At 65.2% G+C, this 26,067-nt stretch carries 25 protein-coding genes; 9 read left to right on the forward strand and 16 right to left on the reverse strand.

Annotated features, from left to right (window positions below; translation table 11 throughout):
- Positions 1-8: 8 nt before the first annotated feature.
- The 13 genes from H7I57_RS27425 to H7I57_RS27485 all read right to left on the reverse strand — a co-directional run bounded on the left by H7I57_RS27425 (position 9) and on the right by H7I57_RS27485 (position 15,173).
- On the reverse strand, positions 9-1,460 hold the full coding sequence (locus H7I57_RS27425) for an MCE family protein (protein WP_264027519.1): 1,452 nt from the start codon (positions 1,458-1,460) through the stop codon (positions 9-11).
- A complete protein-coding gene (locus tag H7I57_RS27430) occupies positions 1,460-2,593 on the reverse strand; it encodes a virulence factor Mce family protein (protein ID WP_264027663.1) in 1,134 nt (377 codons plus the stop codon). The genes H7I57_RS27425 and H7I57_RS27430 overlap by 1 nt, the downstream gene beginning before the upstream one ends.
- A gap of 44 nt (positions 2,594-2,637) precedes the next feature.
- Positions 2,638-3,972, reverse strand: coding sequence for an MCE family protein (locus H7I57_RS27435; RefSeq protein WP_264027522.1), 1,335 nt, complete (start codon positions 3,970-3,972; stop codon positions 2,638-2,640).
- Positions 3,969-5,312 carry an MCE family protein gene (locus tag H7I57_RS27440; protein WP_264027524.1) on the reverse strand — a complete coding sequence of 448 codons (1,344 nt, stop codon included), beginning with the start codon at positions 5,310-5,312 and terminating at the stop codon, positions 3,969-3,971. Before H7I57_RS27440 ends, H7I57_RS27435 begins: the two co-directional genes overlap by 4 nt.
- Positions 5,297-6,322 (reverse strand): virulence factor Mce family protein, encoded by a 1,026-nt coding sequence (locus H7I57_RS27445; RefSeq protein WP_264027526.1) that lies wholly within the window; start codon positions 6,320-6,322, stop codon positions 5,297-5,299. Before H7I57_RS27445 ends, H7I57_RS27440 begins: the two co-directional genes overlap by 16 nt.
- Positions 6,323-6,356: 34 nt before the next feature.
- On the reverse strand, positions 6,357-7,730 hold the full coding sequence (locus H7I57_RS27450) for an MCE family protein (protein WP_264027527.1): 1,374 nt from the start codon (positions 7,728-7,730) through the stop codon (positions 6,357-6,359).
- 3 nt (positions 7,731-7,733) lie between these two features.
- A complete protein-coding gene (locus H7I57_RS27455; RefSeq protein ID WP_264027528.1) occupies positions 7,734-8,585 on the reverse strand; it encodes an ABC transporter permease in 852 nt (283 codons plus the stop codon).
- A gap of 9 nt (positions 8,586-8,594) precedes the next feature.
- Positions 8,595-9,308, reverse strand: coding sequence for an MlaE family ABC transporter permease (locus H7I57_RS27460; protein ID WP_264027665.1), 714 nt, complete (start codon positions 9,306-9,308; stop codon positions 8,595-8,597).
- 615 nt (positions 9,309-9,923) lie between these two features.
- Positions 9,924-10,382, reverse strand: coding sequence for a MaoC family dehydratase (locus tag H7I57_RS27465; protein WP_264027530.1), 459 nt, complete (start codon positions 10,380-10,382; stop codon positions 9,924-9,926).
- Positions 10,383-10,404: 22 nt separating this feature from the next.
- Entirely contained in the window at positions 10,405-11,304 is a 900-nt protein-coding gene (locus H7I57_RS27470) for an SDR family oxidoreductase (protein WP_264027532.1), read from the reverse strand.
- Positions 11,301-12,434, reverse strand: coding sequence for an acyl-CoA dehydrogenase family protein (locus H7I57_RS27475; protein WP_264027534.1), 1,134 nt, complete (start codon positions 12,432-12,434; stop codon positions 11,301-11,303). Before H7I57_RS27475 ends, H7I57_RS27470 begins: the two co-directional genes overlap by 4 nt.
- A gap of 6 nt (positions 12,435-12,440) precedes the next feature.
- Positions 12,441-13,235, reverse strand: a complete 795-nt coding sequence (locus tag H7I57_RS27480; RefSeq protein WP_264027536.1) for an enoyl-CoA hydratase-related protein — start codon at positions 13,233-13,235, stop codon at positions 12,441-12,443.
- A 201-nt stretch (positions 13,236-13,436) separates the two neighbouring features.
- Complete coding sequence (locus tag H7I57_RS27485) at positions 13,437-15,173, reverse strand: AMP-binding protein (protein WP_264027538.1); 1,737 nt, start codon at positions 15,171-15,173, stop codon at positions 13,437-13,439.
- Positions 15,174-15,175: 2 nt separating this feature from the next.
- Here H7I57_RS27485 and H7I57_RS27490 point away from each other — a divergent pair, with 2 nt between their 5' ends.
- The 8 genes from H7I57_RS27490 (at position 15,176) to H7I57_RS27525 (ending at position 22,314) form a co-directional block, all read left to right on the forward strand.
- The gene (locus tag H7I57_RS27490) at positions 15,176-15,907 is read left to right on the forward strand and encodes a FadR/GntR family transcriptional regulator (protein WP_264027540.1); all 732 of its coding nucleotides are present in this window, start codon (positions 15,176-15,178) and stop codon (positions 15,905-15,907) included.
- 179 nt (positions 15,908-16,086) lie between these two features.
- Positions 16,087-17,100: an amidohydrolase family protein gene (locus H7I57_RS27495; RefSeq protein WP_264027541.1), complete on the forward strand. Its 1,014-nt coding sequence runs from the start codon at positions 16,087-16,089 to the stop codon at positions 17,098-17,100.
- Positions 17,042-18,118 carry a DODA-type extradiol aromatic ring-opening family dioxygenase gene (locus H7I57_RS27500; RefSeq protein ID WP_264027542.1) on the forward strand — a complete coding sequence of 359 codons (1,077 nt, stop codon included), beginning with the start codon at positions 17,042-17,044 and terminating at the stop codon, positions 18,116-18,118. The genes H7I57_RS27495 and H7I57_RS27500 overlap by 59 nt, the downstream gene beginning before the upstream one ends.
- A complete protein-coding gene (locus H7I57_RS27505; protein ID WP_264027543.1) occupies positions 18,115-18,939 on the forward strand; it encodes an alpha/beta fold hydrolase in 825 nt (274 codons plus the stop codon). The genes H7I57_RS27500 and H7I57_RS27505 overlap by 4 nt, the downstream gene beginning before the upstream one ends.
- Complete coding sequence (locus H7I57_RS27510; protein WP_264027545.1) at positions 18,936-20,243, forward strand: aromatic ring-hydroxylating oxygenase subunit alpha; 1,308 nt, start codon at positions 18,936-18,938, stop codon at positions 20,241-20,243. The genes H7I57_RS27505 and H7I57_RS27510 overlap by 4 nt, the downstream gene beginning before the upstream one ends.
- A complete protein-coding gene (locus tag H7I57_RS27515) occupies positions 20,240-20,731 on the forward strand; it encodes an aromatic-ring-hydroxylating dioxygenase subunit beta (RefSeq protein WP_264027547.1) in 492 nt (163 codons plus the stop codon). The genes H7I57_RS27510 and H7I57_RS27515 overlap by 4 nt, the downstream gene beginning before the upstream one ends.
- Positions 20,728-21,492 (forward strand): SDR family NAD(P)-dependent oxidoreductase, encoded by a 765-nt coding sequence (locus tag H7I57_RS27520; RefSeq protein ID WP_264027549.1) that lies wholly within the window; start codon positions 20,728-20,730, stop codon positions 21,490-21,492. Before H7I57_RS27515 ends, H7I57_RS27520 begins: the two co-directional genes overlap by 4 nt.
- A 24-nt stretch (positions 21,493-21,516) precedes the next feature.
- Complete coding sequence (locus tag H7I57_RS27525) at positions 21,517-22,314, forward strand: 2-keto-4-pentenoate hydratase (protein ID WP_264027550.1); 798 nt, start codon at positions 21,517-21,519, stop codon at positions 22,312-22,314.
- Here the strand turns inward: H7I57_RS27525 and dmpG are convergent.
- A complete protein-coding gene (gene dmpG / locus H7I57_RS27530; RefSeq protein WP_264027551.1) occupies positions 22,311-23,354 on the reverse strand; it encodes a 4-hydroxy-2-oxovalerate aldolase in 1,044 nt (347 codons plus the stop codon). The genes H7I57_RS27525 and dmpG overlap by 4 nt on opposite strands.
- A gap of 4 nt (positions 23,355-23,358) precedes the next feature.
- The gene (locus H7I57_RS27535) at positions 23,359-24,282 is read right to left on the reverse strand and encodes an acetaldehyde dehydrogenase (acetylating) (protein ID WP_264027553.1); all 924 of its coding nucleotides are present in this window, start codon (positions 24,280-24,282) and stop codon (positions 23,359-23,361) included.
- Between the two features lie 38 nt (positions 24,283-24,320).
- On the opposite strand from H7I57_RS27535, the gene H7I57_RS27540 reads away from it, so the two are divergent.
- Positions 24,321-25,100, forward strand: coding sequence for an IclR family transcriptional regulator (locus tag H7I57_RS27540; protein WP_264027554.1), 780 nt, complete (start codon positions 24,321-24,323; stop codon positions 25,098-25,100).
- A gap of 32 nt (positions 25,101-25,132) precedes the next feature.
- Here the strand turns inward: H7I57_RS27540 and H7I57_RS27545 are convergent, their stop codons facing one another.
- On the reverse strand, positions 25,133-26,059 hold the full coding sequence (locus tag H7I57_RS27545; RefSeq protein WP_264027556.1) for a DUF7064 domain-containing protein: 927 nt from the start codon (positions 26,057-26,059) through the stop codon (positions 25,133-25,135).
- Between the last annotated feature and the right edge of the window lie 8 nt (positions 26,060-26,067).

Here is a 26,067-nt window from a genome sequence, read left to right on the forward strand (position 1 = left end):
GGCGGCAATCACTGCGGCGGCAGCAGCATCGTCTGCCAGGTCTGCTCGGCTGGCGCGGACTGTGCGAGGTCGGACTGCCGGTACTGCTTTCCGTCAGGTCCGACATAGCTGCCCGTGGCTGGGTCGTAGGTGGCGACCGCCGGCGGTGGTGGTGCGGGCGCGGCAGGCGGTGGGGCATCCGGTGTGCCGGGCCCCAGATCCGGGATCGCCTCACCGGACAGCGTCGCGTTAGGGTCGCCCTTCCAGTTGAGGCCGTCGTTGAGCGGCACATACTGCTCGTCGCTCTCGCACAGTTTCACCGTCGGCGCACGCTTGCCGGGCCTCGTCACACAGGGGGTGTTCTTGGCGCCGCGCACATTGAACATCGAGTCCTGCGGGGTTCTGCAGTAGAGGTCGCCCGGCGGGCGTTCCGGGTGGTCCTCGAACGTGGGCGCCCGCCGCTGGCTGGCCGGCAGGAACCCGGTAGTGCACGGCGGCGGCAGATTGATGTTCAGGTTGAAGCTGAGATATTCGCCCCGGTAGTCCTGCTTGGTGTCCCGGTTGGCCAAGAATGTTGCCCCCGCTTCAGCGGTGACTTGAGGAAGCAGCACCAGGACCTGCTCAATGTTCGCCTGGTAGGTCAGCGCGACTTCGCCGACGCTGACCAGATTCGCCAGCAGGATCGGCAAGGTGGGTTGCAGGCGATCGATCAGCTGACGGGCTTCACCGAACGCGGGGCCGCCGTTGTCCAGCAGACCGGCGATGTCCTCATCATGTGTTCGCAGTTCGCTGGTCACGGTGGCCAGGTTCGACGCCCAGGCCTGGATCGCATCGGAGGTGTTGGTCTGTGAATCGAGCACCGGCTGCGACTGCTCGATCAACGCGATGAGCGGGTCGAGGTTCTCCCGCGCCTCGATCGACAGGTCAATGGAGTTGTGAACAATTCGGGTCAGTTCGGGCCCTAGCCCACCCACCGCCGTATACGACTCGTCGATGGCGGTCCTGAGGTCGTCCTTGGGTATTGCCTGCAGACCGGTGACCACCTGACCGAGGATGGTGTTGATGTCGGGTGGCACGCTGGTGTCGGCGAGCGCAATCACGTCCCCGTCCCGGAGCGGCGGCGAGGTGCCATCGCGGGGCAGCAACAGCACGTACTGCTCACCGATCGCCGATTGGCTGTGCACCTCGGCTGCGAGATCAGACGGAATGTCGATGTCGGATCTCAGCGACAGCACAGCCGTCACACCCGTGTCGCTCAAGTCCACGGATTGCACCCGGCCCACTTCGACGCCCCGGTACGTGACGTTGCCACTGGCATAGAGCCCGGCGGCTTTCGGGAGCTGTACCGTCACCGTGTACTGGCCGACACCGAAGAGCCTGGCCGGCAACTTCATGAATTGCAGGGCCATGAATGCCATGGCGACGAGGGCGATGACCGAAAAAATCGCCAGCTGGATCTTGGCCAAACGGTGTAGGTGCATTACGGCCCCTGGTCCCAGCGGTAGGGAGCGGTCAGCGGGTTACCCGGGGTGTTCGGGCCGCCCCCCGTGCAGGGGCTGGGGTACTGGCCGATGGTGCGCCCCCACTGCAGCTCCAACCACGTCAGGTCGCACTCCCACCGGGTGCCGGTGAACAGTGACGCATCCACACGGCTCAAGGTGAGGTCGACGATGGCGGTGAGGTTGGCGTAGTCGCCCCGCTGCCACGTCTCGATGGTCTCGTTCGGAAAGGGGAACGTCAGAATTCCGCTCAGCGCGCGGGTCAGGCTCGGGCCGGCGTTCGCCAGAGATTCCAGGACCGGTCCGGATTCCGTCAGGATCTTGACTATGTCTTCTGTGGATTGATTGACCGTATCGGTGACCATGGCACCGAATTCGCCCAGCCGATCGGCTGCGTCGACGAGGGCCTGCCGCTCATCGTTGAGTACCGCGAGCGCATCGGGGATGGTTTCGAGCGCTCGATCCAGCACAGGCTGCTGCCGCGCCAGCTTGCCGACCAGGCGGTTCAGGCTCTCGGTTGCCGCGATGATGTCGCCGGACTGATCGTCGAGGTATGCGGTAAATCGGTCGAGTTGGTGGATCAGACTCCGCACGTCTTTCTCGCGGCCCCGGAACGCCGTGCTGAATGCCGTTGTGATGTCTTGGAGTTGACCGATTCCGCCGCCGTTCAGCACCACCGACAACGCCGCCAGCGTTTGCTCCGTGGTCGGGTAGAGCCCGCTGTTCGCCAACGGAATCACCGACCTGTCGCGCAACCTGCCTTCTGGGGCCATGTCTGTCGGGGGTGCAAGTTCGATGTGCTGCGAACCCAGCAAGCTGGTCTGTCCAAGCTTGGCGGTGGAGTTGGCCGGCAGGTCGACGTCGCCACTCAACGACATGGTCACCAAGGCATGCCAACCCTGGCGCTCGATGTCCGTGACAGTGCCGACCGACACATCAGCAACCCGCACTCGCGAGTTCTGCTGGAGATTGTTCACATCGGGCATCTGCGCCTGGACGATGAAGGAACCCGGTCCCGTGCCCTGGGTGCCGGGCATGGGTAGCGAGTTCAGCCCGCGCCAGTCACCGCAGCCGGATACTCCCAAGACCATGATCATGATCAGCAGCGCTGCCATGCGGCTGCGGCTGTCCATCCGGTGGCGGTCGCGGGTGCGTCTCATCAGCCACCTCCGGGAGGAACCATCAAGCCAGGTAGACCGGCACTGGGATCTGTCGAAACCGTCTCTGGCGCGGGGGAATCCGGCGCAGTCGCCTCAGCGGCCAACGGCCCGGCCGGCAGCGGCGCCCCGGCAGCGGCGGGAGCGCCCGGTGCGGCCGGCGGAACAAAGTCGGGCCGCATCCAGTCCTCGCTGAAGGTGACCTCGTTGGGTCGCGCCTGCGCCCCGACGAACAGGTCAAATCCCAAGGGCGGGAAGTTGTACTGTCGGTTCTTCATGATTGGCGCCAGATACTGGGCACACAGTTTCGAGGATTGCTCGGCGCCCAGGCGGGATGCGGCCTGGACCGCTCCGCACAGGAAGCCGATCGGGTTGGCGAAGTTGTTGACCGCCAGCGCGCCGGTGAAGGAACCGTTGGCCGGCTCGAAGATGTTGCTGAAGTTCTGAAACGCGGCAGGTGCAAGGTGTAGTGCTTGCTCGATGTCGTCGAGGCTCTCGACCATCGCCGTGGTGATCGATCCCAGCTTGTCCGAGGTGGTGCCGAGGGCCTCACGGTTGTCGGCGGCGAAGCTCTGCAGATCACCGACAACAGAGTTGAGGTCTTCGACCGTCTGCCCGACCTTGTTGGGGTCGTCGGCCACCAACGCCGTTGTCGCGGCCAGGTTTCCGTTGAGCTGCTCGAGCAGACCAGCGCTGTCCTCCAGCGCGGACACCAACGTCGACAAATTCTTGAATGTTCCGAAGAGGTCTTGACTGTGGTCTCCGAGCGCGGACAACGTCTGCGACAGCTTGATGATGGTGTCGCGGATGGCCGGGCCCTGCCCGCGCAGATTGTTGGCGGCGGTGGTGATGAACTCACCCAACGTGCTCACCCCGCCCGGCTCGGTGGGCTGCAGCAGTTCGTTCACCCGCTGAAGTTGTTCGCGCACGTCATCCCACTCGACCGGCACAGCGGTGCGGGACTGCGGAATCTCGGCGCCGTTCTGCAGCGTGGGGCCGTCGGCGTACGCGGGCGTCAGTTGGATCGCCCGACCGGTCACCAGCTGCGGCGACATGATGACCGCGTTGACGTCGGCCGGGACCTTGACGTCACTGTCGAACCAGAACCAGATCTTGACACGGTCGGGCTGCGGCTCGATCCTGTCCACTTTTCCCACCGGCACGCCAAGGATGCGGACGTCGTCGCCGGGAAACAGCGCAGTGCTGTTGTCGAAGAAGCCGACCACCAGGGTTCGGGCGCTGTGACCGGACGCACGCACTGCAGTGATCACCCCGCCGATGAGCACCAGCACCAGGGCCACGGTCAGGAACTTGCGGGACAGCACACCGGCGATCACGGCTGGGCTCCTGATGCGGCGGGGACCTCACCCGGTGCAGGTACATAGACGGGTGCGGGCGTCGGTTCCGGTACCGACTCCAGCCCCGGCGGGGCGGGTGCGGGCGCCCCGGGCGGCGGGCCGCCCGGCGGTGGTGCCGGCAGCGGCTCTCGATACGGGTACCGGCCCGGTGACTGAACAGGCAGGTTGGGATCGGCGTTGCCGGTGATCGCGTCGGGCAGGGTCAGATGCGGCTCGCCTCCCTGACCCGTTCGCGGGAACGGCACCGGAAGCGCCGGGGTGCCGGCCTGACCGGTCGGCGGGTCGGTCAACTCCGAGGGCAGCAGCACATTCGGGTCGAGTCCGAGGTCTGAGAACGCGACATCGATGAACGGTTGGACGAACTGACCCGGCAGCAGATTGACGACATACGCTTTGAAAAACGGTCCCGAGGAGATCGACTCGCCAAGAGACATGGCATAGGTGTTGAGACCTTTCACCGCCAGCTGCAGGCGTTCCTTACGATTGTCGAGAATAGTCAAGACCCCGTTGAGCTTGTCCAGGGCAGGCCGCAACTCCACCCGGTTCTCGCCGATGAACCCCTTGAGTTGCTGCGCGGCCGCGGAGAGGCTGTACCAAATGTTGTCGAGTGCTGCGCTCTGCGTACGCAACTCGGCAAGCAGTGCATTGGTCTCCCGCACCAGGCTGACCACCTGGTCGGTCCGCTTGGCGAGCACACCCGTCGCCTTGGCGGCGTTCTGCAGCAGGTTGCGCAGATTGGCGTCGCGTCGGTTGAGTGTCTGCGCGAAGCGCGCCACACCTTGAACCGCGGACCTCAACTCTTCCGGGGTGTCGGAGAAGGTCTGCGCCAGGGTGGTCAACGATTCCGATAGCTGGACGGTGTTCAGGCCGCCGATCGTCGTCGCAAGGTCGCCCACCGCGTCGGGCAGCTGGTAGGGCGACGTCGTCCGGTCCATCGGGATGGTCTCGACGAGCGGGTTGTCACCGCGAGGAAGCACCTCGAGCACCTTGGTGCCCAGAAGGCTCTTGGCGATGATCCGGGCCTCGGAGCGTTCCCCGATGTGAATGTTGTCGGCCACCCAGAACGTCACACGCACCTGTTGGCCGTCGAGTTCGATACTCTTGACCTTTCCGGAGGTGTAACCGGAGACCTCGACGGCGGCACCGGTGAACAGCCCGCCGGCGTCGGCGAATTCGGCCGAATAATCCGTTCCCTGACTGAAGAACGGCAGCTTCTGATAGTTCAGGGCGGCCATCGTGATCGTGGCCACGATGGAGATGCCGATGATCCCGATGAGCACCGGGCTGCGTTCTGAGAACGTCTTCATTTCGGTGCGCATCTCCCTGTGCTCTGGCCGGCAACCTTGATGTACACCGGCTGGCCCCCTTTCCCGTTGAGCTTGAGCACCAAGTCGCACAGGTAGAAGCTGAAGAAGTCGCCGTACATCGCCTGGCGGTTCAGGGCCCGGTACTTGTCTGGCAGCTCATTGATGAAGCGGTCAAGGTATTCGTGGTCGGCCACCGCGATTCCCGCCGCCCGGTCGAGTTCCTGAACCACCTTGCGGAACGGCGCCCTGGTCTGCGACATCAGATCGGCAAACGACCCGGCACCGGCGTCGACGTAGGCAACTGCATCGGAGAGGTCGCTCCTACGGTCTGAAAGCCCCTGCACCAGTTCCGATAACGACGTCACCGCGTTGTCGAACCTCTCGGTCTGGCCACCCAGCGAGCCCAGCACGACGTTGAGGTTGTCGACTACCTCCCCGATCAGCACATCGCGGTCGGCCAGGGTATTGGTCACCGCGGCGGCCTGATTCAGGAACGAGCCGATCGTCGGCCCCTGTCCCTGGAACGCCTCGATCAACTGTGCGGTCAACTCGTTGACCTGGGCGGGGTCCAGCGCCCGGAAAAGCGGACGAAATCCACCGATCAACGTATCCAGATCCAATGCGGACTCGGTGCGGGTCATAGGAATCGTGCCACCTGGTTTGAGCGTCTGAAGCGACCCGGCGCCCTCCAAAAGAGCGAGAAAACGGTTGCCGATCAGGTCGTCGTAGCGAATCGCCGCGCGAGATCCTTCAGTGAGAGAGACGGTTTCGTCGGCCGAGAACTCGACCGTCACCGTCGCGTCCCGGTTGACCGTAATCGTCTGGACTTTGCCGACCTCGACACCGGCGATCCTGACGATGTCACCCTCGCGCAGGCCGGAGACGTTGACGAACTGGGCGAGGTAGTTCTTGCCTTCCCCGAACCGGACCTGCCCGAACACGGCCACCAAGAGGAACGCACCGAGGGCGCACACGGTCAGGAAGATTCCCAGGCGCACCCCAGCGGCCTTCAGTTCCTTCACAGCGAAATCTCCCGATTCGGTCCTTCGTCGGCGCTCACGGTGGTGTCTGCCCATTGGTGGTGGGTCTGGCCGGCCCCGGTTCTGCCTGCGCCGGCGCGACGCCCGGCCACAGCGGCACGCCACCGGGCCCGTACAGCGGTGCGCCGTAGGGCGGCGCTCCCGGATACGGGACCGGTCCGATCGCCGGTCCCGGGATGCACTGGCGGACGCTGGGCGCCTCTGGGACCGCGCGCGTCGCCGGGAGCCAGTTGGCGTAACAGGGATGCCCGATGCCGGGGTTGGGTCGAATATCCACGCCCCTCCCCCACCCGGTGTTGGTCACCAGCTGGCGCACCGGAAAGTTCTTCGCAACGTCGGGCAATGATCCGCAGCCCGGCTTCCCGCCCGGTCCGCCCTTGGCGCCGACGATCGGCAGATGTTCCGGATACGAGTAGGGGTCGTTGCCGAGCAGCAGAGCGACGTCGAAGTGCAGCGTTCGGCCGTCGGTCCCGCCGAACGCCGAATACCCGCCGTTTTCCAGGTTGAACTGCATGCCCTGCAGCATGCAGGCATATGTGGGGCTGTATTTGTTCAGCAAGTCCGCGGTGGGCTCGAGGAGGTCGGCGGACGCGACCAGATTGTCCTTGGTGTTGGCGAGCAGGTTGGTCCCGGAGTCCGCGAACCCGAGGACGTTGAGCAGCAAATTGTCCAGTGAGGCCGAATGATCCACGAGAGTGGTGCTGGTGGTGCTGGCGGCGTCGAGGACGGTGAGAATGTCGTCGGCCGCGGCGGCGTAGGTGTCGTTGAAATTCTTGAATGAGCGCCAGTCCTGACGAATGATCTCGCTGCGGTCGTTGAGCGCTGTCAAGACCTGATTGAGATCGGTGGTCGCCTGACCCATCCGCTCACCTTGCCCGCGCACCGCGTCGGCCACCGCGGAGAGCACCGCGTTCAGCTTCGCCGGATCGATCATCTCGAGTAGGTCGGCGACATTCTCGAACACGGTGTTCACCTCTGTGGTGACATTCCTGCTCTGCACAACCGCGCCGGCAGCGAGCCGTTCTTTGCTCGGTTGCTTCGGCGCGACCAGCTCCACGAACTTCGCGCCGAACGCGGTGGTCACGTTGATCTCCGCCTCGACGTTGGCTGGGATGTACTGGATCTGATCGGGATCTATCTCCAGGATCAACCTGGCCCCGTGCTGGCCCGCGCCGATGTGGCTGACCCGGCCGACCTGGACACCGCGCATTTTCACCTTCGCGTTGGTCTCCATGATGAGACCGGATCGTTCGGACGTCAGCGTCACCGGCACCGAAGACACGAAAGTGCCGGCAAAAATCGCTGAGGTGACGACGATGAACATGGCAGTAGCCGCGCACAGCATCAGTGCCCACCAGCGGGGGTGAAAACGTCGTTCACGGGTATCCATCCGCTACCCCGCCAGATTGAAATTGCCGGACTGGCCATAGACGGCAAGCGATATGAATATGATCTCGACGGCCGCGACCACCATCGAAGTCCGCACGGCCCGGCCCACTGCCTCGCCGACCCCGGCCGGCCCGCCGGACGCGGTGTACCCGTAGTAGGTGTGCACCAGCATGATCACCACCGCGATCGCCACCACCTGAAAGAACGACCAGATCAGATCGGTGGGATTGAGAAAAGTGTTGAAGTAGTGGTCATACACGCCTGACCCCTGGCCGTAGATCAAGGTCGTGCCGGTGCGGGCCGCCAGGAAGGCCATCATGACCGCCACGCAGTACAGCGGGATAACGACGATCACGCCGGCGATGACCCGGGTGGAGGCGAGGTACGTCACGCTGCGTATGCCGATGACCTCGAGCGCGTCGATCTCCTCGTTGATTCGCATCGCACCCAGTTGGGCTGTTGCACCGGCGCCGATGGTTGCCGACAGTGCCACTGCCGTGGTTCCCGGCACGATGAGCCGGACGTTGAAGAACGCCGACGCGAAGCCAGTCAGCGCTTCGAACCCGACGGATGCCAACTGGTTGTACCCCTGCACCGCCACCAAGGCCCCAGTCGTGATGGTGAGGAAGCCCACGATCGCCACTGTGCCACCGACGACCGCGAGTGCTCCTGCGCCCAAACCCATTTGCGCGATGAGCCGGTAGAGCTCGGTGCGGTAACTGACGACCGCATCGGGAATCGAAGATACCGTCTTGGCGTAGAAGTACGCCTGCTCACCGATTTGATTCCAGCCGCCGGACAAGCTTTCGGATACGCGGCGAAGCCGCGGATTGGGCTTGCTCGGAACCGCAGTCATCGCGTCATCTCATTGCACCGTGAACTGGATACCGACCGCGGTCACGATGACGTTGATCGCGAACAACACCATGAAGGTGAACACCACGGTTTCGTTGACCGCGTTGCCGACACCGGCCGGACCACCGCCGACCGAGATTCCCTTGTAGCAGGCGATAAGGCCTGCAGACATCCCGAACAGGGTGGCCTTCACCAGCGACACGATGACGTCGGAGACCCCGGTGAGCAGCGTCAGTCCCGCGATGAACGCACCCGCCGAGACGTTCTGGATGAACACGGTGAAGAAGAATGCGCCGACCAAGCCCACCAGGATGACCGTCGCGGAGAGAGCCAGAGCCACCGTCGTGGCTGCCAACACACGGGGAACGACAAGCGCTTGGATCGGGTTGATGCCCATCACCCGCATGGCATCGAGTTCTTCTCGAATGGTCCGTGCGCCGAGATCGGCGCACATGGCGGTGGCACCGGCTCCGGAGACCACCAGGACGGTGACGATCGGCCCGATCTGGTTCACGGTGCCGATCGCGGCGCCCGTGCCGGAGAAGTCCGCTGCCCCGAATTCGGTGAGCAGAATGTTGAACGTGAAGACCAGCAGCACTGAGTAGGGCATCGTCAGCATCAGGGCCGGCAGCACGGACACTCGTGCCACGAACCACGACTGGAACACGTACTCGCGCCATGCAAACGGCGGCTTGAACATCTGAACGAAGGTGTCCAGCGACATCGCGAAGAACTCGCCGACACCGCGCAGCGGCTTGGTGGCGGAGGTTGCCAGTGTCACGACCGCACACCCCTGTGACCGGTAACCCGTCGATGGCGGCGGACCCGCGCTGCGGATGCGAGGGCAGCCGCGATCCCGGCGCACAGGCAGTCACCTTCGACGCAAGTCATAAGGGGAAACGCTATCGACGCGGGCCACAGCGCAACAGCGCCACTATGGGGGATAAACATGCCCCTTCGGAGTCACTCGGCCCCCTCCACACCCACCCGGGCTGGTTTGCTGTCATCGGCATTCGAGGTGCGGTGAGGTCGGGATCCCTCGAAGGCGGGACCGGATTATCGCCATGAGGATCGGTGGACGGCCCTGGTCACATCCGGCTGAGCGCCGATCGTCCATGCCCGAGACATCCCGCACCACAGCAGAACATGCCCGTCTTCAGCGGCGTCTAGATGACCGAGACCACGGTGTCCTCGGCGAGCGGGACTACGCGCTGGACCCGCGGAGGTACCAACCGTTGACGCTTTCTCGACGGTGAAGCGCAACGGGAGAACGCCGTCGTGGAGATGGTGGCCCAGCGAGGGCAGCCACCAAGTTCGGGCCGGGTGACACCGACTGCCGTCAGAAGACGTACCGTCCGATCATCTCTGCCACCGCAGCCGGCCGGTCACTGGCGTCCAGCTCGACGGTGTGACGGACCGTCAGATGCACAGTGGCATCGTCAATTCGGGACGCGTCGAGCAGATGCGAGCGCACCCGCAGTCGCGAGCCCACTCGCACCGGCTCGATGAAGCGCACCTTGCCGAACCCGTAATTGATTCCCATTCTGGCGTTTTCGACGACGAAGCACTGCTTGCTCAGATCCGGGATCAGCGACAGCGTCAGCAGGCCGTGCGCAATGGCGGTGCCATAGGGGCTCTCCCGCTCGGCCCGCTGCGGGTCGACGTGGATCCATTGCCGGTCACCGGTCGCCTCGGCGAAGCTGTCGATGCGCGGCTGATCCACCGTCAGAAAGTCGCTGACCCCCAGCTCGGTGCCGACGGCGGCGGCGGCGTCGTCGATCGAGGCAATGACCCTCACAGCGGGAACCTTTCGTCCTGTCTCAGACGGTTCGAGCAGCTTTGGCCGCCGCCGAGGCGGCCGTGCTGTGCTGTCGTGCCTGCGCCCAATCCTCGTCACTCATCGCGGTCAGCGCAGCGAACGTGTTCGGCCCGGCTAGGCGTTGGCCGCCGTCCATGGCGATGGTCTCTCCGGTCAGATAGTCGCACGCGTCGGAGAAGGCGAAGATGGTCAGGTTCGCCAGTTCGTCGATGGTGCCGGCACGTCCCATCGGAATTTGGTCGACCTGGGTCGCGCCGGCCGAGCTTTCGTCGGTGGGATTGAGCATCTCCCAGGCATATTCGGTGGGGATCGGTCCGGGTGCCAGCGCGTTGAGCCGGATCCCGTAGCGGCCCCACTCGACAGCCAGGGACATTGTCATGGCGTGTACGGCGGCCTTGGCCATGGCCGAGGGCACGACGAACGCCGACCCACTCCACACCCAGGTGGTCAAGTTGGACAGCACCGATCCCGGCAGTCCCTGCGCGATCCAACGTTTCCCGATCGCCAGAGTGGTGTTGAACGATCCGGTCATCACCGTCGACGTGACGGCTTCGAACGCACGCGGGCTCAGCGTCGCGGTCGGCGCGATGAAGTTGGCCGCCGCGTTGTTCAGCAGACCGGTCAACGGGCCGTGCTGAGTCCAGATCTCGTCGACCGCCGCCGAAACTGCCTCGTAATCACGAACGTTCACCGCCTGATAGTGTGCCGAGCCGGGATGGCCGGCCGAGATCTCCGCGACGGCCTCGGCCAGCACGGCCTCGCGGCGACCCCAGATGTGCACCTGCGCGCCGTGCGCCACCAATCGGGCCGCCACACCTCGGCCGAGGCCGGTACCGCCGCCGGTGATCAGAATCCGTTTGTCGGCCAGGGCATCCGGTGTGTAGATGCTTCGCGTGCTCATAGCCCCAGGCTCTTCCCGATGATGTCACGCTGAACCTCATTGGCTCCGCCATAGATCGGGGGAGCCAGCGCCTTGCGCACCTGCAGCTCCATCCCATACTCGACGGTGTAACCGTTGCCGCCCATCAGCTGCACGCCTTCCAAGGCGGCGAGCTTGGCGACCTCGGTGCACTTCATCTTGGCGATCGATCCTTCGCGGGCCAGCTGGTCCTCGAGGCCGGCGTCGATCTGGGCCGCGACCTGGTAGACGTAGGCGCGGCAGCAGTCGATCTCGGCGACGAGGTCGGCGAGGCGGTGCCGGACGGCCTGGAAGGTTCCGATCGAGCGACCGAACTGTTCGCGCTGTTTGACATAGGCGATGGTGTCCTCCAGCGAGCGCCGCGCAGCTCCGATGGACATCGCCGCGATGATCAGCCGCTCCACGTTCAGACCGCGCATCAGCCGGTGCCAGGCGTCGCCAACTCCGCCGACGACGTTCGCGGCAGGGACGGCCACGTCGGTGAAGAAGACTTCGTTGACGGTGTGGCCGTCCATCGTGATGATCGGCTTGATGTCCAGTCCGGGTGTGTCGGTGGTCAAGTAGAGCAGGGTGAGGCCCTGGTGCTTACTGCCCTCGGTGGACGTGCGGGTCAGCACCAGCATGTGATCGGCCAGATGGGCGGCGGTGATCCAAGTCTTCTGACCGTTGATGAGGAACCGGTCGCCGTCGCGGACAGCTCGGGTGCGAACCGAGCCGAGGTCGGAGCCGGCCCCGGGCTCGGAGAGCGCGATCGCCTCGAACCGCCCGCTGCACAGGTTGTTCAGCACCTCTTTCTTCTGTTCCTCGGTGCCATGGCGCAGGTACGTCTGGGCCGCCGTGAGCCCGGTCCCGTAGGCGTGGATCGGCGCGAGCCCGCGGGCGGTCTCCTCGAGGAAGATGCACTCCTCGACCATGCCGGCTCCCCCGCCGCCGTACTCCGCCGGAAGCGACACCCCCAGCCATCCCAGATCGGCCAGTCGTGACAGCAGTTCGGGGCTGTTGGAAAGCCGACCACCGTCGGTCAGCTCCGAACGCTGTCCCGCGGTGGCGCAGCGTTCGGCACAGAACTGTTCGATCGCGCGTGCGAAATCGGTTTGCTCAGCGGTGAACACGTTTACTCAACTGCCCCGGTACGGCGCGAAGTCGGGGGCCCGCTTCTCGTTGAAGGCGGTAATGCCCTCCTTGGCCTCCGGAGTCTCGCCGAACAGCTTGAGGTTCGAGTAGGCCATCTGCCCAACGGAGGCGAACTGCTCGGTGTCGGTATTGAAGGACTGCTTGAGAACCTTCAGCGACGTGGGCGACAACTGCAGGATCTCGTCGGCCCAGGACCGCACTTCGGCCTTGAGCTGATCGGCAGGCACCACCTTGTTGACCAGACCCCACTCGTAGGCCTGCTGAGCCGAGTACCTGCGGCACAGGAACCAGATTTCGCGGGCACGCTTCTCGCCGACCACGCGGGCCAGGTAGCCGGTGCCGAAGCCGGCATCGAAGGAACCGACCCGGGGGCCGTTCTGGCCGAATACCGCAGTCTCGGATGCGATCGTCAGATCACACAGCACGTGCAGCACGTGACCACCGCCGATCGCAAAGCCGTTCACCGCGGCGATCACCGGTTTGGGCACGTCGCGGATCACCCGGTGCAGCGAGTCGACCTCGAACAGGCCGCTGTCCGAGGGGCCGTAGTCACCGGTCTCTGCGCGCTGCTTCTGGTCTCCGCCGGTGCAGAACGCCTTCTCACCTGCCCCGGTCAGGCAGATCGCCCCCACCTCGGCGCTGCCCCAGGCGAGCTTGAACGCCCGGATCAGCTCGTCGATGGTGCGGGCGCGGAATGAGTTGTAGCGCTCGGGACGGTTGATGGTGATCCACGCCAAACCGTTGTCGACTTCGTAGGTGATGTCGGTGAACTCAGTCATGTTGTCGTCCTTCGTCTTTGAAAGCCGGCCAGCCGCCCGGGGTCGATGTGTACAACTCGCATTTGGTCATACCATAATACCAAAGTTGACCATCATCAAGAGACTGCCGCCATCACGGCAACAATGCTGGATTCCGCCGCTCCGGTCACACCCCTCCCGATAGAGACTTCGTCCCCCGGTCGAGGCATATCCGATCAGCGGTCAGCCTTCCCTGAACTCGTCGGGCAATTCGGCGGTCGTGTTCTCCCGATTGCGTAGTTCGACACGACGGATCTTGCCGGAGATCGTCTTGGGCAACTCCATGAACTCGATGCGGCGGATCCTCTGGTATGGGGCCAGGTTTGCGCGGGCATGCGCGAAGATCGCGTCGGCCGTCGCCCGGTCGGGTGCCCAGCCGGCGGCCAAACTGATGTAGGCCTTCGGCACTGCCAGCCGCATCGCGTCCGACGCGGGAACCACGGCGGCTTCGGCCACAGCCGGATGTTCGATCAACACGCTCTCCAGCTCGAACGGGGAGATCTTGTAGTCGGAGGCCTTGAAGACGTCGTCGGTGCGGCCGATGTAGGTGATGTAGCCGTCGGCGTCCCGGCTGGCCACGTCACCGGTGTGGTAGTAACCACCGGCCATGACAGCATCGTTGCGCTCGGGGTCACCGAGGTAACCGGTCATAAGATTCACCGGCCGATCCTGCAGGCGCAGGCAGATCTCACCTTCGTCGGCTACCGCGCCGGTGAGGGGATCTACGATCTCGATCGGGATGCCGGGCAGCGGCCGGCCCATCGACCCCGGCTTGACGACGGCACCAGGGGTGTTGCCGATCAGCGCGGTGGTCTCGGTCTGGCCGAACCCGTCCCGGATGGTCAGGTTCCAGCTGCTACGGACCTGTGCGATCACCTCCGGGTTGAGCGGCTCACCGGCACCCAGCGCCTCCCGCAGCGCGGGCGGTTTCTCACCGAGGTGGGCTTGAATCAGCATGCGCCACACGGTCGGTGGCGCGCAGAGGGAGGTCACGGCCACATGCTGCAGCATCTCCAGAAACCGCGCCGGGTCGAATCTGGCGTAGTTGTAGGCCACGATCGTGGACTCGGCGATCCAGGGGGCGAAAAACGAACTCCAGGCATGCTTCGCCCATCCCGGTGAGCTGATATTGAGGTGAACGTCCCCCGGCCGCAGCCCGATGAAGTACATCGTCGACAGGTGACCGACGGGATATGAGCGGTGAGTGTGCTCGACGAGCTTGGGATGGCTCGTCGTGCCCGACGTGAAGTAGACGAGCATCGCGTCGTCCGGCGCGGTCTGCGTGTCGAACGGCTCTGGGCCGGTGACGGATTCGGAGTCGCGGTAGCTTCGCCACAGAGGCGGTGCATCACCAATCGCGATCCGGCCGTAGTCGCCGGGAATGTCGGCGAACTTCTCGGTCTCCGAGGCGTTGGTGATGACGTGTGCGACCCCGCCACGCGCGAGTCGGTCGGCGAGGTCCCTGGCCCCCAGTGCCGTGGTAGCGGGCAGAATGACCGCGCCGAGTTTCATGACAGCCAACATCGACTCCCATAGCTCAACCTGGTTGCCGAGCATCAGCATCACGCGGGCCCCTGGCGTGACGCCACCGTCAGCGAGCCACCTCGCCAGGCGGTCGGATCGGTGGGCCATCTCGTCGAACGAGTAGGACTCATCGGTTCCGTCATCGCCGACGATGCGCAGCGCGGTCCGCGGATTGCCGCGGGCGATATGGTCGAACCAGTCGATCGCCCAGTTGAACCTGCCACCCACATCCGGCCACTGGAAACCCGGCGCTACGGCGTCATAGTCCTCGCGGCGGGCAATCAGGAGATCGCGGGCGGTGCGGTAGACCTGGCTTGCGGCGGTGGATTCGGTCACTGTCGTCTCCTTGAAGTTACTATCACGGATAGTCGGATCACCGGCGTCGAAGGAGGCCATGGATGGCACGCCGTGAACCGGCGGCGCGCTCGTCGCGGGCCGAAGTGGTGGCTGCCGACCTCGAGCACGAGATCATGTCCGAACGCCTGCCCGTGGGTGCCCACCTCGGCCGGCGCTCGGAGTTGATGGACCGGTTCGGCATCAGCCCGACGGTGATGAACGAAACGCTGAGAATCCTGCGGGATCGCGACCTGGTGTCGGTTCGGCCAGGGCCCGGCGGGGGCATCACCGTCGCCAACACCCCGCCACAGGTGCGCACTGGAGCGCTGGACCTGTGGTTTCAGCCGTCCAACCCGCACCCGCTCGACCTTTTCGAGGCGCGCCTGTACCTGGAGTTCGGACTCACCAAGGCCGCCTTCGAACGGGCCGACAGCAACGACATCGCCGCGATGCGGACGGCGATGGTCGGCATGCGGGCCAGCAGGACGGCGCCCGAATTCTTCGACGCCGTGCTGAGATTCCACGCCGTCGTCGCAGCCGCCGCCCACATCCCGGTGCTCGAAGGCATGCACCAGCTGATCATCACCAGCATCAAGGCAGTGCTGAGCCGGGTCACCTTCGTCGATGGCCATGAGCCGCTGGTGGCCGGCAGCCTCGTCGTGCACGACGACATCGTGGCCGCGATCTCTGTCCACGATCAGGCCGCGTTCGTCGAAGCGATCAACCGCCACGACCGCGACCTGATCAGGGCCGACGACCCGGATCGCACGCCGCACACCCCGCAACACCCCTGATCTCCGCGCCACCGGACACCCCCCACACATAGGTAACTCCTACCACCAAGCAGATGTGATCCACAACATTCTGCATAAACATCTTGAATTGTGCATGCACATTACTTTAGGCTGATCCGGACCCCACTCATCCATGGAGGTTCGCCATCACCTCTCGCTCGTCCCGCGGCCTGATCGACGTGCACACCCATGCCGTCGATACGGACCTGCCTGACCTGAGCCGGTGCCACGGTGGTGACCGCTGGCCGAGTGTGGAGCGCACCGGGGAGACCACGGGATGGCTGCACTACGGCGCGCGACGCTACCGGCAGATCGACCATCGCTGCTGGTCACCGGTCGCCCGGCTGGCCGACATGGACCGCGACGGTGTTGACCTCCAGGTGATCTCGCCGATCCCGGTGACCTTCTGTTACGAGGCCGACCCCACCGGCACCGCGGAACTGGCCGAAGCCCAGAACGACTTCTTCGCCCGGATCGTCACCGAACACCCCACCCGGTTCGCCGCCCTGGGCGCGGTGGCACTGCAGGACCCCGACCTCGCCGTCGCCGAGCTGCGCCGGTGCATGGCCCGCCCCGGCTTCCTCGGGATCGAGATCGCCACCCAGGTTCGCGGCGACGAACTCGCCGACGAACGCTTCGACCGGTTCTTCGCGGTCGCCCACGAACTCGGCGCACTGGTCCTCATCCATCCCCGCGACGAGGACCTTCCCACCCGAATGGCCGGACTGGGGATGGGTTTCGGCGCGGGTATGCCGATCGAGACCGCGACGGCGGCGGCCTCGCTTCTCACCAGTGGGGCTCTGGTCCGCCGGCCCGGGGTCCGTCTTTGCCTGGCGCACGGCGCCGGCGCGCTGCCCGCGATCATCGGCCGACTGGACAAGGGCGCTCAGATCGGTGGAATGGCAGCGGATTCGGCGGAACTCCCCAGTCGGCTGGCCGCGTCGCTGTGGTGCGACTCGCTGACCTACACCCGTCACGGACTGCTGGCCGCAGCCGAGGTCGTCGGCGCCGACCACATGGTGTTCGGATCCGACTACCCCTTCCCCGCAGCGCCCGACCCGCTCGACGACATCGTCGCCGACCTTCCCCCCGACCTCAGAGCCCGGATCAGCAGAACAAATTTGGAGGATCACTATGGCACACTTCCTTGGACTCGGCCTGACGCACTATCCGCTGCTGGCGGGCACGGATGAGCACATGGCCAGCCTGCTGCGCTGGACCCTCAATGACCCCGACATTCCCGAGTCGGCGAAGAACCCCGAGAACTGGCCGGAGTTGATGCGCCGGGAGTGGGGAGCAGACAAGGGTGTCAGTGCAGCCACCCAACACCGAAAGGCGTTGGTGGACAATCTCGCTCGCTGCCGTGCGGCGCTCGACGAATTCAAGCCGGACGTGGTGGTTGTATGGGGCGACGACCAGTACGAGAACTTCCGCGAAGAGATCATCCCGCCGTTCTGTGTACTGGCGTACCCCGATATCGAAGCCGAGCCGTTCGAGCTGATGAACGAGCGCGGCAGCCCCAATGCCTGGGGACTGCCCGAGCACACCACCATCACCTTGCGCAGTGCCGCAGACCAGGCCCGCTGGCTCACCAGTGAGTTGATCGAGCGCGGATTCGACATGGCCTACTCGTATGAGAAGCGCAAGGATTCGGCGTTCCCACATGCCATCGTTAACACCCAACTGTTCCTCGACTACCCGGATGCCGGGTCGAAGTTCCCCTATCCGCTGCTCCCGATCACGGTGAATTGCTACGGCCCGCATGTGATCGCCCGCCGCGGCGGACTGGTGACGTTCGCGCAGACCCGGGGTGAACGACTCGATCCGGTCGGGCCCACCCCGGCCCGCTGCTTCGCGCTGGGCCGCGCGGTGGCCGGCGCGTTCGCCCGCACCGACCTGCGGGTGGCCCTGGTCGCCTCGTCGAGCTGGTCGCATGCGTTCCTAGTCGACAAGAATTGGCGGCTGTCCCCCGATACCGCTTCCGACTTGCGGCTCTACGAGATGTTGACCACGGGCGACTACGACAGCTGGCAGGCCACCACCTCCCAGGACATCCTCGAGTCCGGCCAGCAGGAACTGCTCAACTGGTTCTGCATGACCGGCGCCGCCGCCGAACTCGGTCTCGAGCTGACGTGGTCGGAACTCGTCGTCACCGATGTCTTCAACTCCAACAAGTGCTTCGCGATCCTCCAGGAAGAAGATCAGGAATGACAACGACCATCGCCGCGCCGAAAATCGTTGATGCCGGCGGTATCCGAACGAGCTACCTCGAGGCCGGCTCCGGCGAAACGGTGCTGATGCTGCACGGTTCCGGCCCCGGCGTATCCGGGACGGCCAATTGGCAGCTCAACATCGGCCCGCTGTCCCGACGTCTCCACGTTCTGGCACCCGACATCGTCGGATTCGGAGCCACCGAGCGTCCTGACGACATCGTGTACTCGCTGCGCACTTGGACCGATCACGTGTGGGCGTTCCTCGACGCGCAGGGCATCGCTCGCACCGCGATCGTCGGCAACTCCCTCGGCGGCCGGATCGCCCTCCAAATGGCGACCGATGATCCCGAACGGATCAGCAGGATGGTCCTGATGGGCTCCCCCGGTGTCGGGATGACCCCGACCGAGGGCCTGGCTGCGCTGCGCGCCTACGAGCCGTCGCACGAGGCGATGCGGCATCTACTGAAGAATTTCTTCGCCGTCGATCCGAACCTGATCACCGAGGAACTGGTGACCATCCGCTATGAAGCCAGCATCGCCGACGGCGCCTACGAGGCCTACCGCGCGATGTTCTTCGATCCCAAACACAAGGGGTCCGAGTTGTCGATCACCGCCGAAGAGGTACGTGCCATCGACACGCCCACCCTGCTGATCCACGGCCGGGAGGACAAGGTCGTGCCGCTGGCGGTCTCGGTGACGATGCTCGACCTGTTGCCCAACGCAGACCTACACGTATTCAGCCGATGCGGACACTGGACCCAGATCGACCGCGCAGACGAGTTCTCCGCCTTGGTCGCAACCTATTTGGAGCGCACATGAGCACAGTCGAGGATTGGACGACGCACGACACCACCGCCCCCGCCCATGAACCGCTGGTAATCGACGACCAGGACAACCAGACGTTCCGGGTGCATCGCTCGGCGATGACCTCTGCGGAGGTGCATCGAGCCGAAGTGGAACGGGTCTTCGGGCACTCCTGGCTCTACGTCGGCCACGAGTCCGAGGTTCCCAAACCCGGCGATTTCGTTCGCAGGAATCTCGCGGGCCGGCCGATCTTCATGGTCCGCGGTGCAAAAAGCCGCGACGTCAACGTCTTCCACAACTCCTGCACCCACCGCGGGGCGCTGGTCTGCCGGCAGGACTCCGGCAACTCGAAGGTGTTCCAGTGCTTCTACCACGCCTGGTCCTTCGACAGCGAGGGCAAACTCAAGGGCGTCCCGGACAGAGAGGGCTATTCCAACGGATTGGACTTCGACAGGTTGTCGCTGGCCAAGGTCGCCCGGGTGGACTCCTACCGAGGCTTCGTGTTCGCCTGCTTCGACGCCGATGTCGTCGACCTGCCGACGTGGCTGGCCGGCGCGAAGGAGTACATCGATCTGGTGGTCGACGGCTGCGGCGGATCGGTCGAAATCATCAAGGGTACCAACGAATACAGCTTCGACGCGAACTACAAGCTGCTGATCGAGAACAGCGCCGACGGCTATCATGCGGCTTCCACCCACGACACCTACTTCAAGTACCTGGTGTCGATCGGCACCGACCTGCAGGGCGGCGTGATCGGTCAGGCCGTCAAACTCGGCAACGGGCACGCGGTGATCGAGTACTCCGCACCCTGGGGCCGCCCGGTTGCCAAGTGGGAACCGTTGTTCGGCGAGGATGCCAAGGTCGAGATCGACCGTATCCGCGCTGAGCTCACCGAGCGGTACGGCGCGGAGCGGGCCCACAAGATGTGCGAGGTCAACCGCAACCTGATCATCTACCCGAATCTGATCATCAACGACATCATGGCAGTGACGGTTCGCACGATGTTCTCCCCCGCTCCCAACCGGGTGGACGTGACAGCCTGGGAGTTGGCTCCCACCGACGAGGTGCCCAGCCTGCGTGAGCGCAGGCTCGACAGCTTCCTGACCTTCCTCGGCCCCGGCGGTTTCGCCACCCCCGACGACGTCGAGGCGCTCGAATCGTGCCAGACCGGATTCAGCAGCGGCGGAGTCGAATGGAACGACATCTCCCGGGGCATGGGCCGTGGACCGATGGCCAACGACGAGCAACAGATGAGGGAGTTCTGGAGACGATGGCAGCAGCAGATGGGTGACGCAGCGGACCTGGGCGGTGCGCGATGACCGCCGCCACTCGCGTCGTCACCCGCGCCGAAGTCGAGGATTTCCTCTACCACGAGGCGGCACTGCTGGACGCGTGGAACCTCGACGGCTGGCTCGAACTCTATGAGCTCGACGCCCGGTACGAGGTGCCGTGCAACGACAAACTGGACGCTGATTCGGACCGCGATCTGCTGCTCATCGACGATGATCACCGGCGGATGCAAGCCAGGGTGGAACGGCTCAACAACCGCCGGGCCCATCGCGAGTATCCGCACTCACGCACCAACCACCAGGTTTTCAACGTGCGCCTCGGAGAGCCGAGCGAGGAGTTGCCGGTGAGCGCGTCGTTCACGGTGTGGCGATGCCGGGACGGCCGGACCAGCGCCTACGTCGGCAAGTATCACTACCGGTTGCGGTTGACCAGCAACGGGTTCCGAATCGCTTACAAGCGCGCGGAACTCGATCTGACCGACCTGCGCGGTGTCGGTGACGTGGCGATCATCTTGTGAGCGGAGCGCTCGCGGGTCGCACCGCGATCGTCACCGGCGCCTCCTCCGGCATCGGTCTGGGCATCATCGAGCGGCTGATCACCGACGGCGCCCGGGTGTTCGCCGCCACCCGCTCCGAAGCCGACCTCGAGCGGGTGGCAACGCAGGCGGCGATCGCCGGAGGCTTCGTGGGCGAGCTCCAGAAGTCCGGTGTCGCCGATAATCTCGCCGAAGTCGCGATCGCGGAGCTGGGCCACATCGACGTCCTGGTGAACAATGCCGGCGGCGGGGTGATCACGCCGACCCTCGAGCACACCGAGGAGACCCTGCAGGCCACCATCGACAACAATCTGTGGACCACCATCCGCTGCACCCGGGCGGTTCTGCCGCACATGGTGTCTCGCCGACACGGCCGGCTCATCAACATCGGGGCCGACTCGGTACGCACCGGCCTGATGGACCACGCCATGTACAACGCCGCCAAGGGCGGGGTGCACGCGATGATGACCGGTCTGGCCCGCGAGTTCGCCGATGCCGACATCACCGCCAACACCGTCGCTCCGTGCTACGTGCTGACGCCGGAACTGTCGGCGTTGTTCGCCTCGGGCGAGGCGCCCCCGCGCCTCGTGGAGGTCGTCGACCAGGGCACCGCCATCGTGCCGCTGGGCCGGCCGGGCACCCCGGCGGAGGTGGCCGCCACCGTCGCCTTCCTGGCCGGCGACGACAGCAGATTCATCACCGGGCAGACCATCTACATCAACGGCGGCGCCAGCATGGGCTGACGCCCGTGAACAACAGAGGAGACCATGACCCTGACTCGATCTCGACTACACGACGCCGCCGACCGGTTGATCGCCGCTGCCGACGCCCCGCGTCAATGCGAACCGGTGCGAGACATCCTCGGCGACAACGATATCGCGTCCGCCTACGCAGTGCAGAACCTCATCACCGAGGACTCTCTTCGCCGCGGGCGCACCATCGTCGGCCACAAGATCGGCCTGACGTCCCCGGCGGTGCAGCGCCAACTCGGGGTCGACCAACCCGACTCCGGGATGCTCTTCGCCGACATGCGGGTGATCGACGGCGCCACTGTCCCGGCCGGCCGATTGCTGCAACCCAAGGTCGAGGCCGAGATCGCGTTCATTCTCGCCGCAGACCTCGTCGACGACTTGTCCGAGGACGCGGTCCGGGCCGCGGCGGGCGTCGCGGTACCGGCGATCGAGATCGTCGACTCCCGTATCCGGGACTGGTCGATCAGCATCGTCGGCACCGTTGCCGACAACGGCTCCTCGGCGCTGTTCGTCCTCGGCGAGTCCCGAATTCCGGTCGCCGACATCGACTTCGTCTCCCGCGCCATGGTGCTCACCGAGGACGGCGCCACGGTGTCGCAGGGCCGCGGCTCGGACTGCCTGGGAAGCCCGCTGTTGGCGCTGCAGTGGCTGGCCAGGACCGCCCGCGACAACGGCTCACCACTTCGTGCCGGGCACATCGTGCTGTCCGGGGCGCTGGGGCCGATGGTGCCGGCGCGGCCCGGCAGCACGTACGCCTCGACGATCGACGGCATCGGCTCGGTGGCCGTGGGCTTCGCCGGGAATGCCGCCTAATTGCCCCTGCGGTTGCGCAGGTCGAGCGCGACGTCGGTGATCATGTCCTCCTGGCCGCCGACCAGACCCCGGCGACCCACCTCGACCAGAATGTCGCGGGTGTCCAAACCGTAAGTGGAAGCCGCATTTTCGGCGTGCCGCAAGAAGCTCGAGTACACCCCTGCGTAACCCAACGTCAGCGTCTCCCGGTCGACCTGCACCGGGCGGTCCTGCAGCGGACGCACCAGGTCGTCGGCAGCATCCTGTAGCCCGAAGAGATCACAGGAATGCTTCCACCCCAGCAGATCTGCCACCGCTACGAACGGTTCGATCGGACAGTTCCCCGCGCCCGCGCCGTGGCCGGCCAGCGACGCGTCGACCCGGATGACGCCCTCCTCGACGGCGACGACGGAGTTCGCCACCGACAGCGACAGGTTCTGGTGGGCATGGATCCCGATCTGGGTGTCCGGTTCCAGCACCTCCCGGTAGGCCCGAACCCGGTCGCGGACGGCGTCCATGGTCAACCGGCCACCGGAGTCCGTCACGTAGACGCAATCGGCACCGTAGGACTCCATCAGCTTTGCCTGACGGGCCAACTCCGGCGCCGGTGCCATGTGCGACATCATCAGGAACCCGGACACGTCCATGCCCAACTCCTTCGCCTTCGCGATGTGCTGGGCGGAGACGTCGGCCTCGGTGCAGTGCGTGGCCACCCGCACCGACGCCACGCCCAACTCATGAGCGCGCTCGAGTTCGTGGATGGTTCCGATCCCCGGCAACAGCAGCGTCGTCAGCTTCGCCCGGTGAATGCTCGACGCCGCGGCCTCCAGCCACTCCCAGTCGGTGTGACTGCCCGGTCCGTAGGTGAGCGAGTGCCCCGCGAGTCCGTCACCGTGGGACACCTCGATGGCATCGACTCCGGCCCGGTCCAGCGCGGCGGCGATGGCGGCCACGTTCTCCGGAGTGATCCGGTGCCGAATCGCATGCATCCCGTCCCGCAAGGTGACGTCCTGGATGTAGAGGGCCAGGCCGTCACTGGCGGTCGTCCGTGCGTTACCCATATCTTTATGCCTCCACTTTGTGCGCCGCGATCGCGCGGGCTACCCGCAGCGCCGCGGACGTCATGATGTCCAGATTTCCGGCATACGCCGGCAGGTAGTGCGCGGCGCCCTCGACCTCGAGGAACACCGTCACCTTCCACAGCGGCCCGGGCGCATCGGTGAGGGTGGCCATCGATTCCTCGACCTTGGTGAACTGCACCGCCTGCTTGAGCCGGTATCCCGGCACATAGGTGGCGACCGTGGCCACCATCGCCACGATCGAAGCCACGATTTCGTCCTTGCGGTCCTCGCCGACCAGCGCGAGCACCGTGTCGCGCATGATCAACGGGGGCTCAGCAGGATTCAAGATGATGATCGCCTTGCCGTGCGCGGCACCGCCGACCTGCTCTATCGCCTTGGAGGTGGTCTCGGTGAACTCGTCGATGTTGGCCCGGGTCCCCGGACCTGCCGACCTGGATGCGATCGAGGCGACGATCTCGGCCCAATACACCGGTGTCACCTGCGAAATGGCCGCGACCATCGGGATGGTCGCCTGCCCGCCGCAGGTCACCATGTTGATGTTCGGGGCGTCGAGGTGGGCGTCGAGATTGACCGGCGGCACCACGTACGGCCCGACCGCTGCCGGGGTGAGGTCGATCAACCGCTTGCCGTATGGGCGCACGATCGAGTCGTTGTGCTCGTGCGCCTTGGCCGAGGTTGCGTCGAAGACGATGTCGATCTCGTCGAACCGCGGATGCTCGACCAGTCCCTGCACGCCGGTGGAGACGGCGTCGATGCCGAGCCGCCGCGCCCGGGACAGGCCATCGGATTCGGGGTCGATACCCACCAGTGCGACGGTCTCGAGTTCCTCGCCGGCGAGCCGCTTGATCTTGATCAGCAGATCGGTGCCGATGTTTCCGGAACCGATGATGGCGACTTTTGTGCTCATCCTTGAATTTTCCCCGGGCGACGGCACACACTCAAGGCATGCGTCCCGAAGAACGGAACACTTCGCGAGTCGATTCCTCGACATCGGTGGTGCGACGGATCTCGGCGCTTCTGGCCGCCTTCGAGCCCCATGAGACCAGCCTCGGGGTGAACGAATTGGCGCGCCGGACAGCCATTCCGAAAGCCACCGTGTCACGGCTCGTCAAGGATCTGGAGAGCGTCGGCTTCGTGGAGCGCAACGGAAGGAAAGTGGTTCTCGGGCTCCGACTGTTCGAATTGGGTGAGCGGGCATCCCGGCGACGGTCGGTGCGGGAGGTGGCATTGCCTTTCATGGCAGATCTGCGGGAGGCCTCGGGGCAGACGATCCATCTGGCGATTCTCGACGGCACCGATGTCGTCTACGTGGAGATCCTGCGTGGACGTGACGCCCCGCGATTCCCCTCGGCGGTGGGCCGGCGCCTTCCGGCGCATGCGACCGGCGTCGGCAAGGCGCTCCTAGCCGGGTCGTCGAGCGATGTGATCGACGCCGCAATCGCTGCAGGACTCGGACGCGTCGGTCCCCGGACGATCACGTCGTCGGGGGCGCTGCGGCGCCAGTTGGCGTGGATCAAATCCAGTGGCATGGCCTACGAGCACGAGGAATCTGCTGTCGGGGTGGCGTGTGTCGCCAGCGCCGTTCGTGTGAATGACGGACCTCCGATCGCCGCAGTGTCGGCATCGGGATGGATTGGCAAGGTCGACATCCGGCGCATGGGCCCGGCCGTTCACACCACCGCGCTCAGCATCGCGAGGGTCCTCGCCGCCGCCGAGCCGATGTGATGACGCGATTACCCGGCACGGCTTCCGGCTGATCAGCTATAGGCGGTCACGTATTGGCGCGCGTAGTTCAGATAGCTTCGATTCCAGCAAAATTCGGCCCACCCGGTTCCCACGTCACCGTCGATGTCGACGGTCACGGCCGCTTCGCTGTTGTAAACCATCGGATCGAACTCCATCGAGACGCTGGCGAAGGTCACGGCATCAACGCGCGCCGTGCGGCCCTCGGTGTCGACGACGGTCGCCCGTAGCCGGCGGTGCAGCATCTGATCGTCGTACTCCACGTCGCAATCCACCGACAGAATGTTCGCGAGCCGGCCGTCACGGTAGAGGTAGCCGCGAACTTGCTTGCGGCCGAATGAGTCCATTTCGAAGAAGTGGATCGAACTGGCCGCAGTGATCGCGTGAAACCACTTGTAGTGCTGGTTGAGACCCCAGATCCGTGGTCCCCAGGAGTGATCTCGGACCATGAATCCCTCGACCTGCTGATCGATTCCGGGAGCAATGAGCCGCCCAGTGACGCGGCCATGTTGCTCGGTCCGGTCGTCGCCGTAGTACCCGGGATTCCCCAGGGGGTGCATGCTGAACGCATAGACCGGGTGCATCGCCACGTAGCGGCCCACGAACTTGATGGTCTCGCCCTCCCACGCGATGTCGACGCGCTGGTGGGGTTCTATCACTCGCATCCGTAATGGCCCGGTGCGCCAATCATCGAAATTCATGGACCCGGGCACGACCTCTTCGACCTGCTCGTGGATCGGTTCGGCCAGTGCGGGACCGAACACGGAGGCCCGTCCCTTGGCATGCCCGTCTGCTCGAACGGTCGGATAGATGAATCCGGCAACCCCGAACTCGGGGAACATGAGCATGTGGGCGAGCGACTCCCGGCCATCCGGACCCATCGTGTGACGGAACGCGTGCTCGGGCGGGAAAGCCACTCCTGTCAGCGCGGCGGATGACATACCGTCGT

The sequence above is a fragment of the Mycolicibacterium pyrenivorans genome, from assembly GCF_025821625.1.
Taxonomy (GTDB): domain Bacteria; phylum Actinomycetota; class Actinomycetes; order Mycobacteriales; family Mycobacteriaceae; genus Mycobacterium; species Mycobacterium pyrenivorans.

Excerpts from the sequence above, each read along its gene's own strand:
- H7I57_RS27425 (WP_264027519.1), bottom strand. The coding sequence starts at position 1,460 with ATGCACCTACACCGTTTGGCCAAGATCCAGCTGGCGATTTTTTCGGTC.
- H7I57_RS27430 (WP_264027663.1), bottom strand. The coding sequence starts at position 2,593 with ATGGCAGCGCTGCTGATCATGATCATGGTCTTGGGAGTATCCGGCTGC.
- H7I57_RS27440 (WP_264027524.1), bottom strand. The coding sequence starts at position 5,312 with ATGCGCACCGAAATGAAGACGTTCTCAGAACGCAGCCCGGTGCTCATC.
- H7I57_RS27450 (WP_264027527.1), bottom strand. The coding sequence starts at position 7,730 with ATGGATACCCGTGAACGACGTTTTCACCCCCGCTGGTGGGCACTGATG.
- H7I57_RS27455 (WP_264027528.1), bottom strand. The coding sequence starts at position 8,585 with ATGACTGCGGTTCCGAGCAAGCCCAATCCGCGGCTTCGCCGCGTATCC.
- H7I57_RS27460 (WP_264027665.1), bottom strand. The coding sequence starts at position 9,308 with ATGTCGCTGGACACCTTCGTTCAGATGTTCAAGCCGCCGTTTGCATGG.
- H7I57_RS27470 (WP_264027532.1), bottom strand. The coding sequence starts at position 11,304 with ATGAGCACGCGAAGCATCTACACACCGGATGCCCTGGCCGACAAACGG.
- H7I57_RS27480 (WP_264027536.1), bottom strand. The coding sequence starts at position 13,235 with ATGACTGAGTTCACCGACATCACCTACGAAGTCGACAACGGTTTGGCG.
- H7I57_RS27485 (WP_264027538.1), bottom strand. The coding sequence starts at position 15,173 with ATGGCCTCCTTCGACGCCGGTGATCCGACTATCCGTGATAGTAACTTC.
- H7I57_RS27490 (WP_264027540.1), top strand. The coding sequence starts at position 15,176 with ATGGCACGCCGTGAACCGGCGGCGCGCTCGTCGCGGGCCGAAGTGGTG.
- H7I57_RS27500 (WP_264027542.1), top strand. The coding sequence starts at position 17,042 with ATGGCACACTTCCTTGGACTCGGCCTGACGCACTATCCGCTGCTGGCG.
- H7I57_RS27505 (WP_264027543.1), top strand. The coding sequence starts at position 18,115 with ATGACAACGACCATCGCCGCGCCGAAAATCGTTGATGCCGGCGGTATC.
- H7I57_RS27510 (WP_264027545.1), top strand. The coding sequence starts at position 18,936 with ATGAGCACAGTCGAGGATTGGACGACGCACGACACCACCGCCCCCGCC.
- H7I57_RS27515 (WP_264027547.1), top strand. The coding sequence starts at position 20,240 with ATGACCGCCGCCACTCGCGTCGTCACCCGCGCCGAAGTCGAGGATTTC.
- H7I57_RS27525 (WP_264027550.1), top strand. The coding sequence starts at position 21,517 with ATGACCCTGACTCGATCTCGACTACACGACGCCGCCGACCGGTTGATC.
- dmpG (WP_264027551.1), bottom strand. The coding sequence starts at position 23,354 with ATGGGTAACGCACGGACGACCGCCAGTGACGGCCTGGCCCTCTACATC.
- H7I57_RS27535 (WP_264027553.1), bottom strand. The coding sequence starts at position 24,282 with ATGAGCACAAAAGTCGCCATCATCGGTTCCGGAAACATCGGCACCGAT.
- H7I57_RS27540 (WP_264027554.1), top strand. The coding sequence starts at position 24,321 with ATGCGTCCCGAAGAACGGAACACTTCGCGAGTCGATTCCTCGACATCG.
- H7I57_RS27545 (WP_264027556.1), bottom strand. The coding sequence starts at position 26,059 with ATGTCATCCGCCGCGCTGACAGGAGTGGCTTTCCCGCCCGAGCACGCG.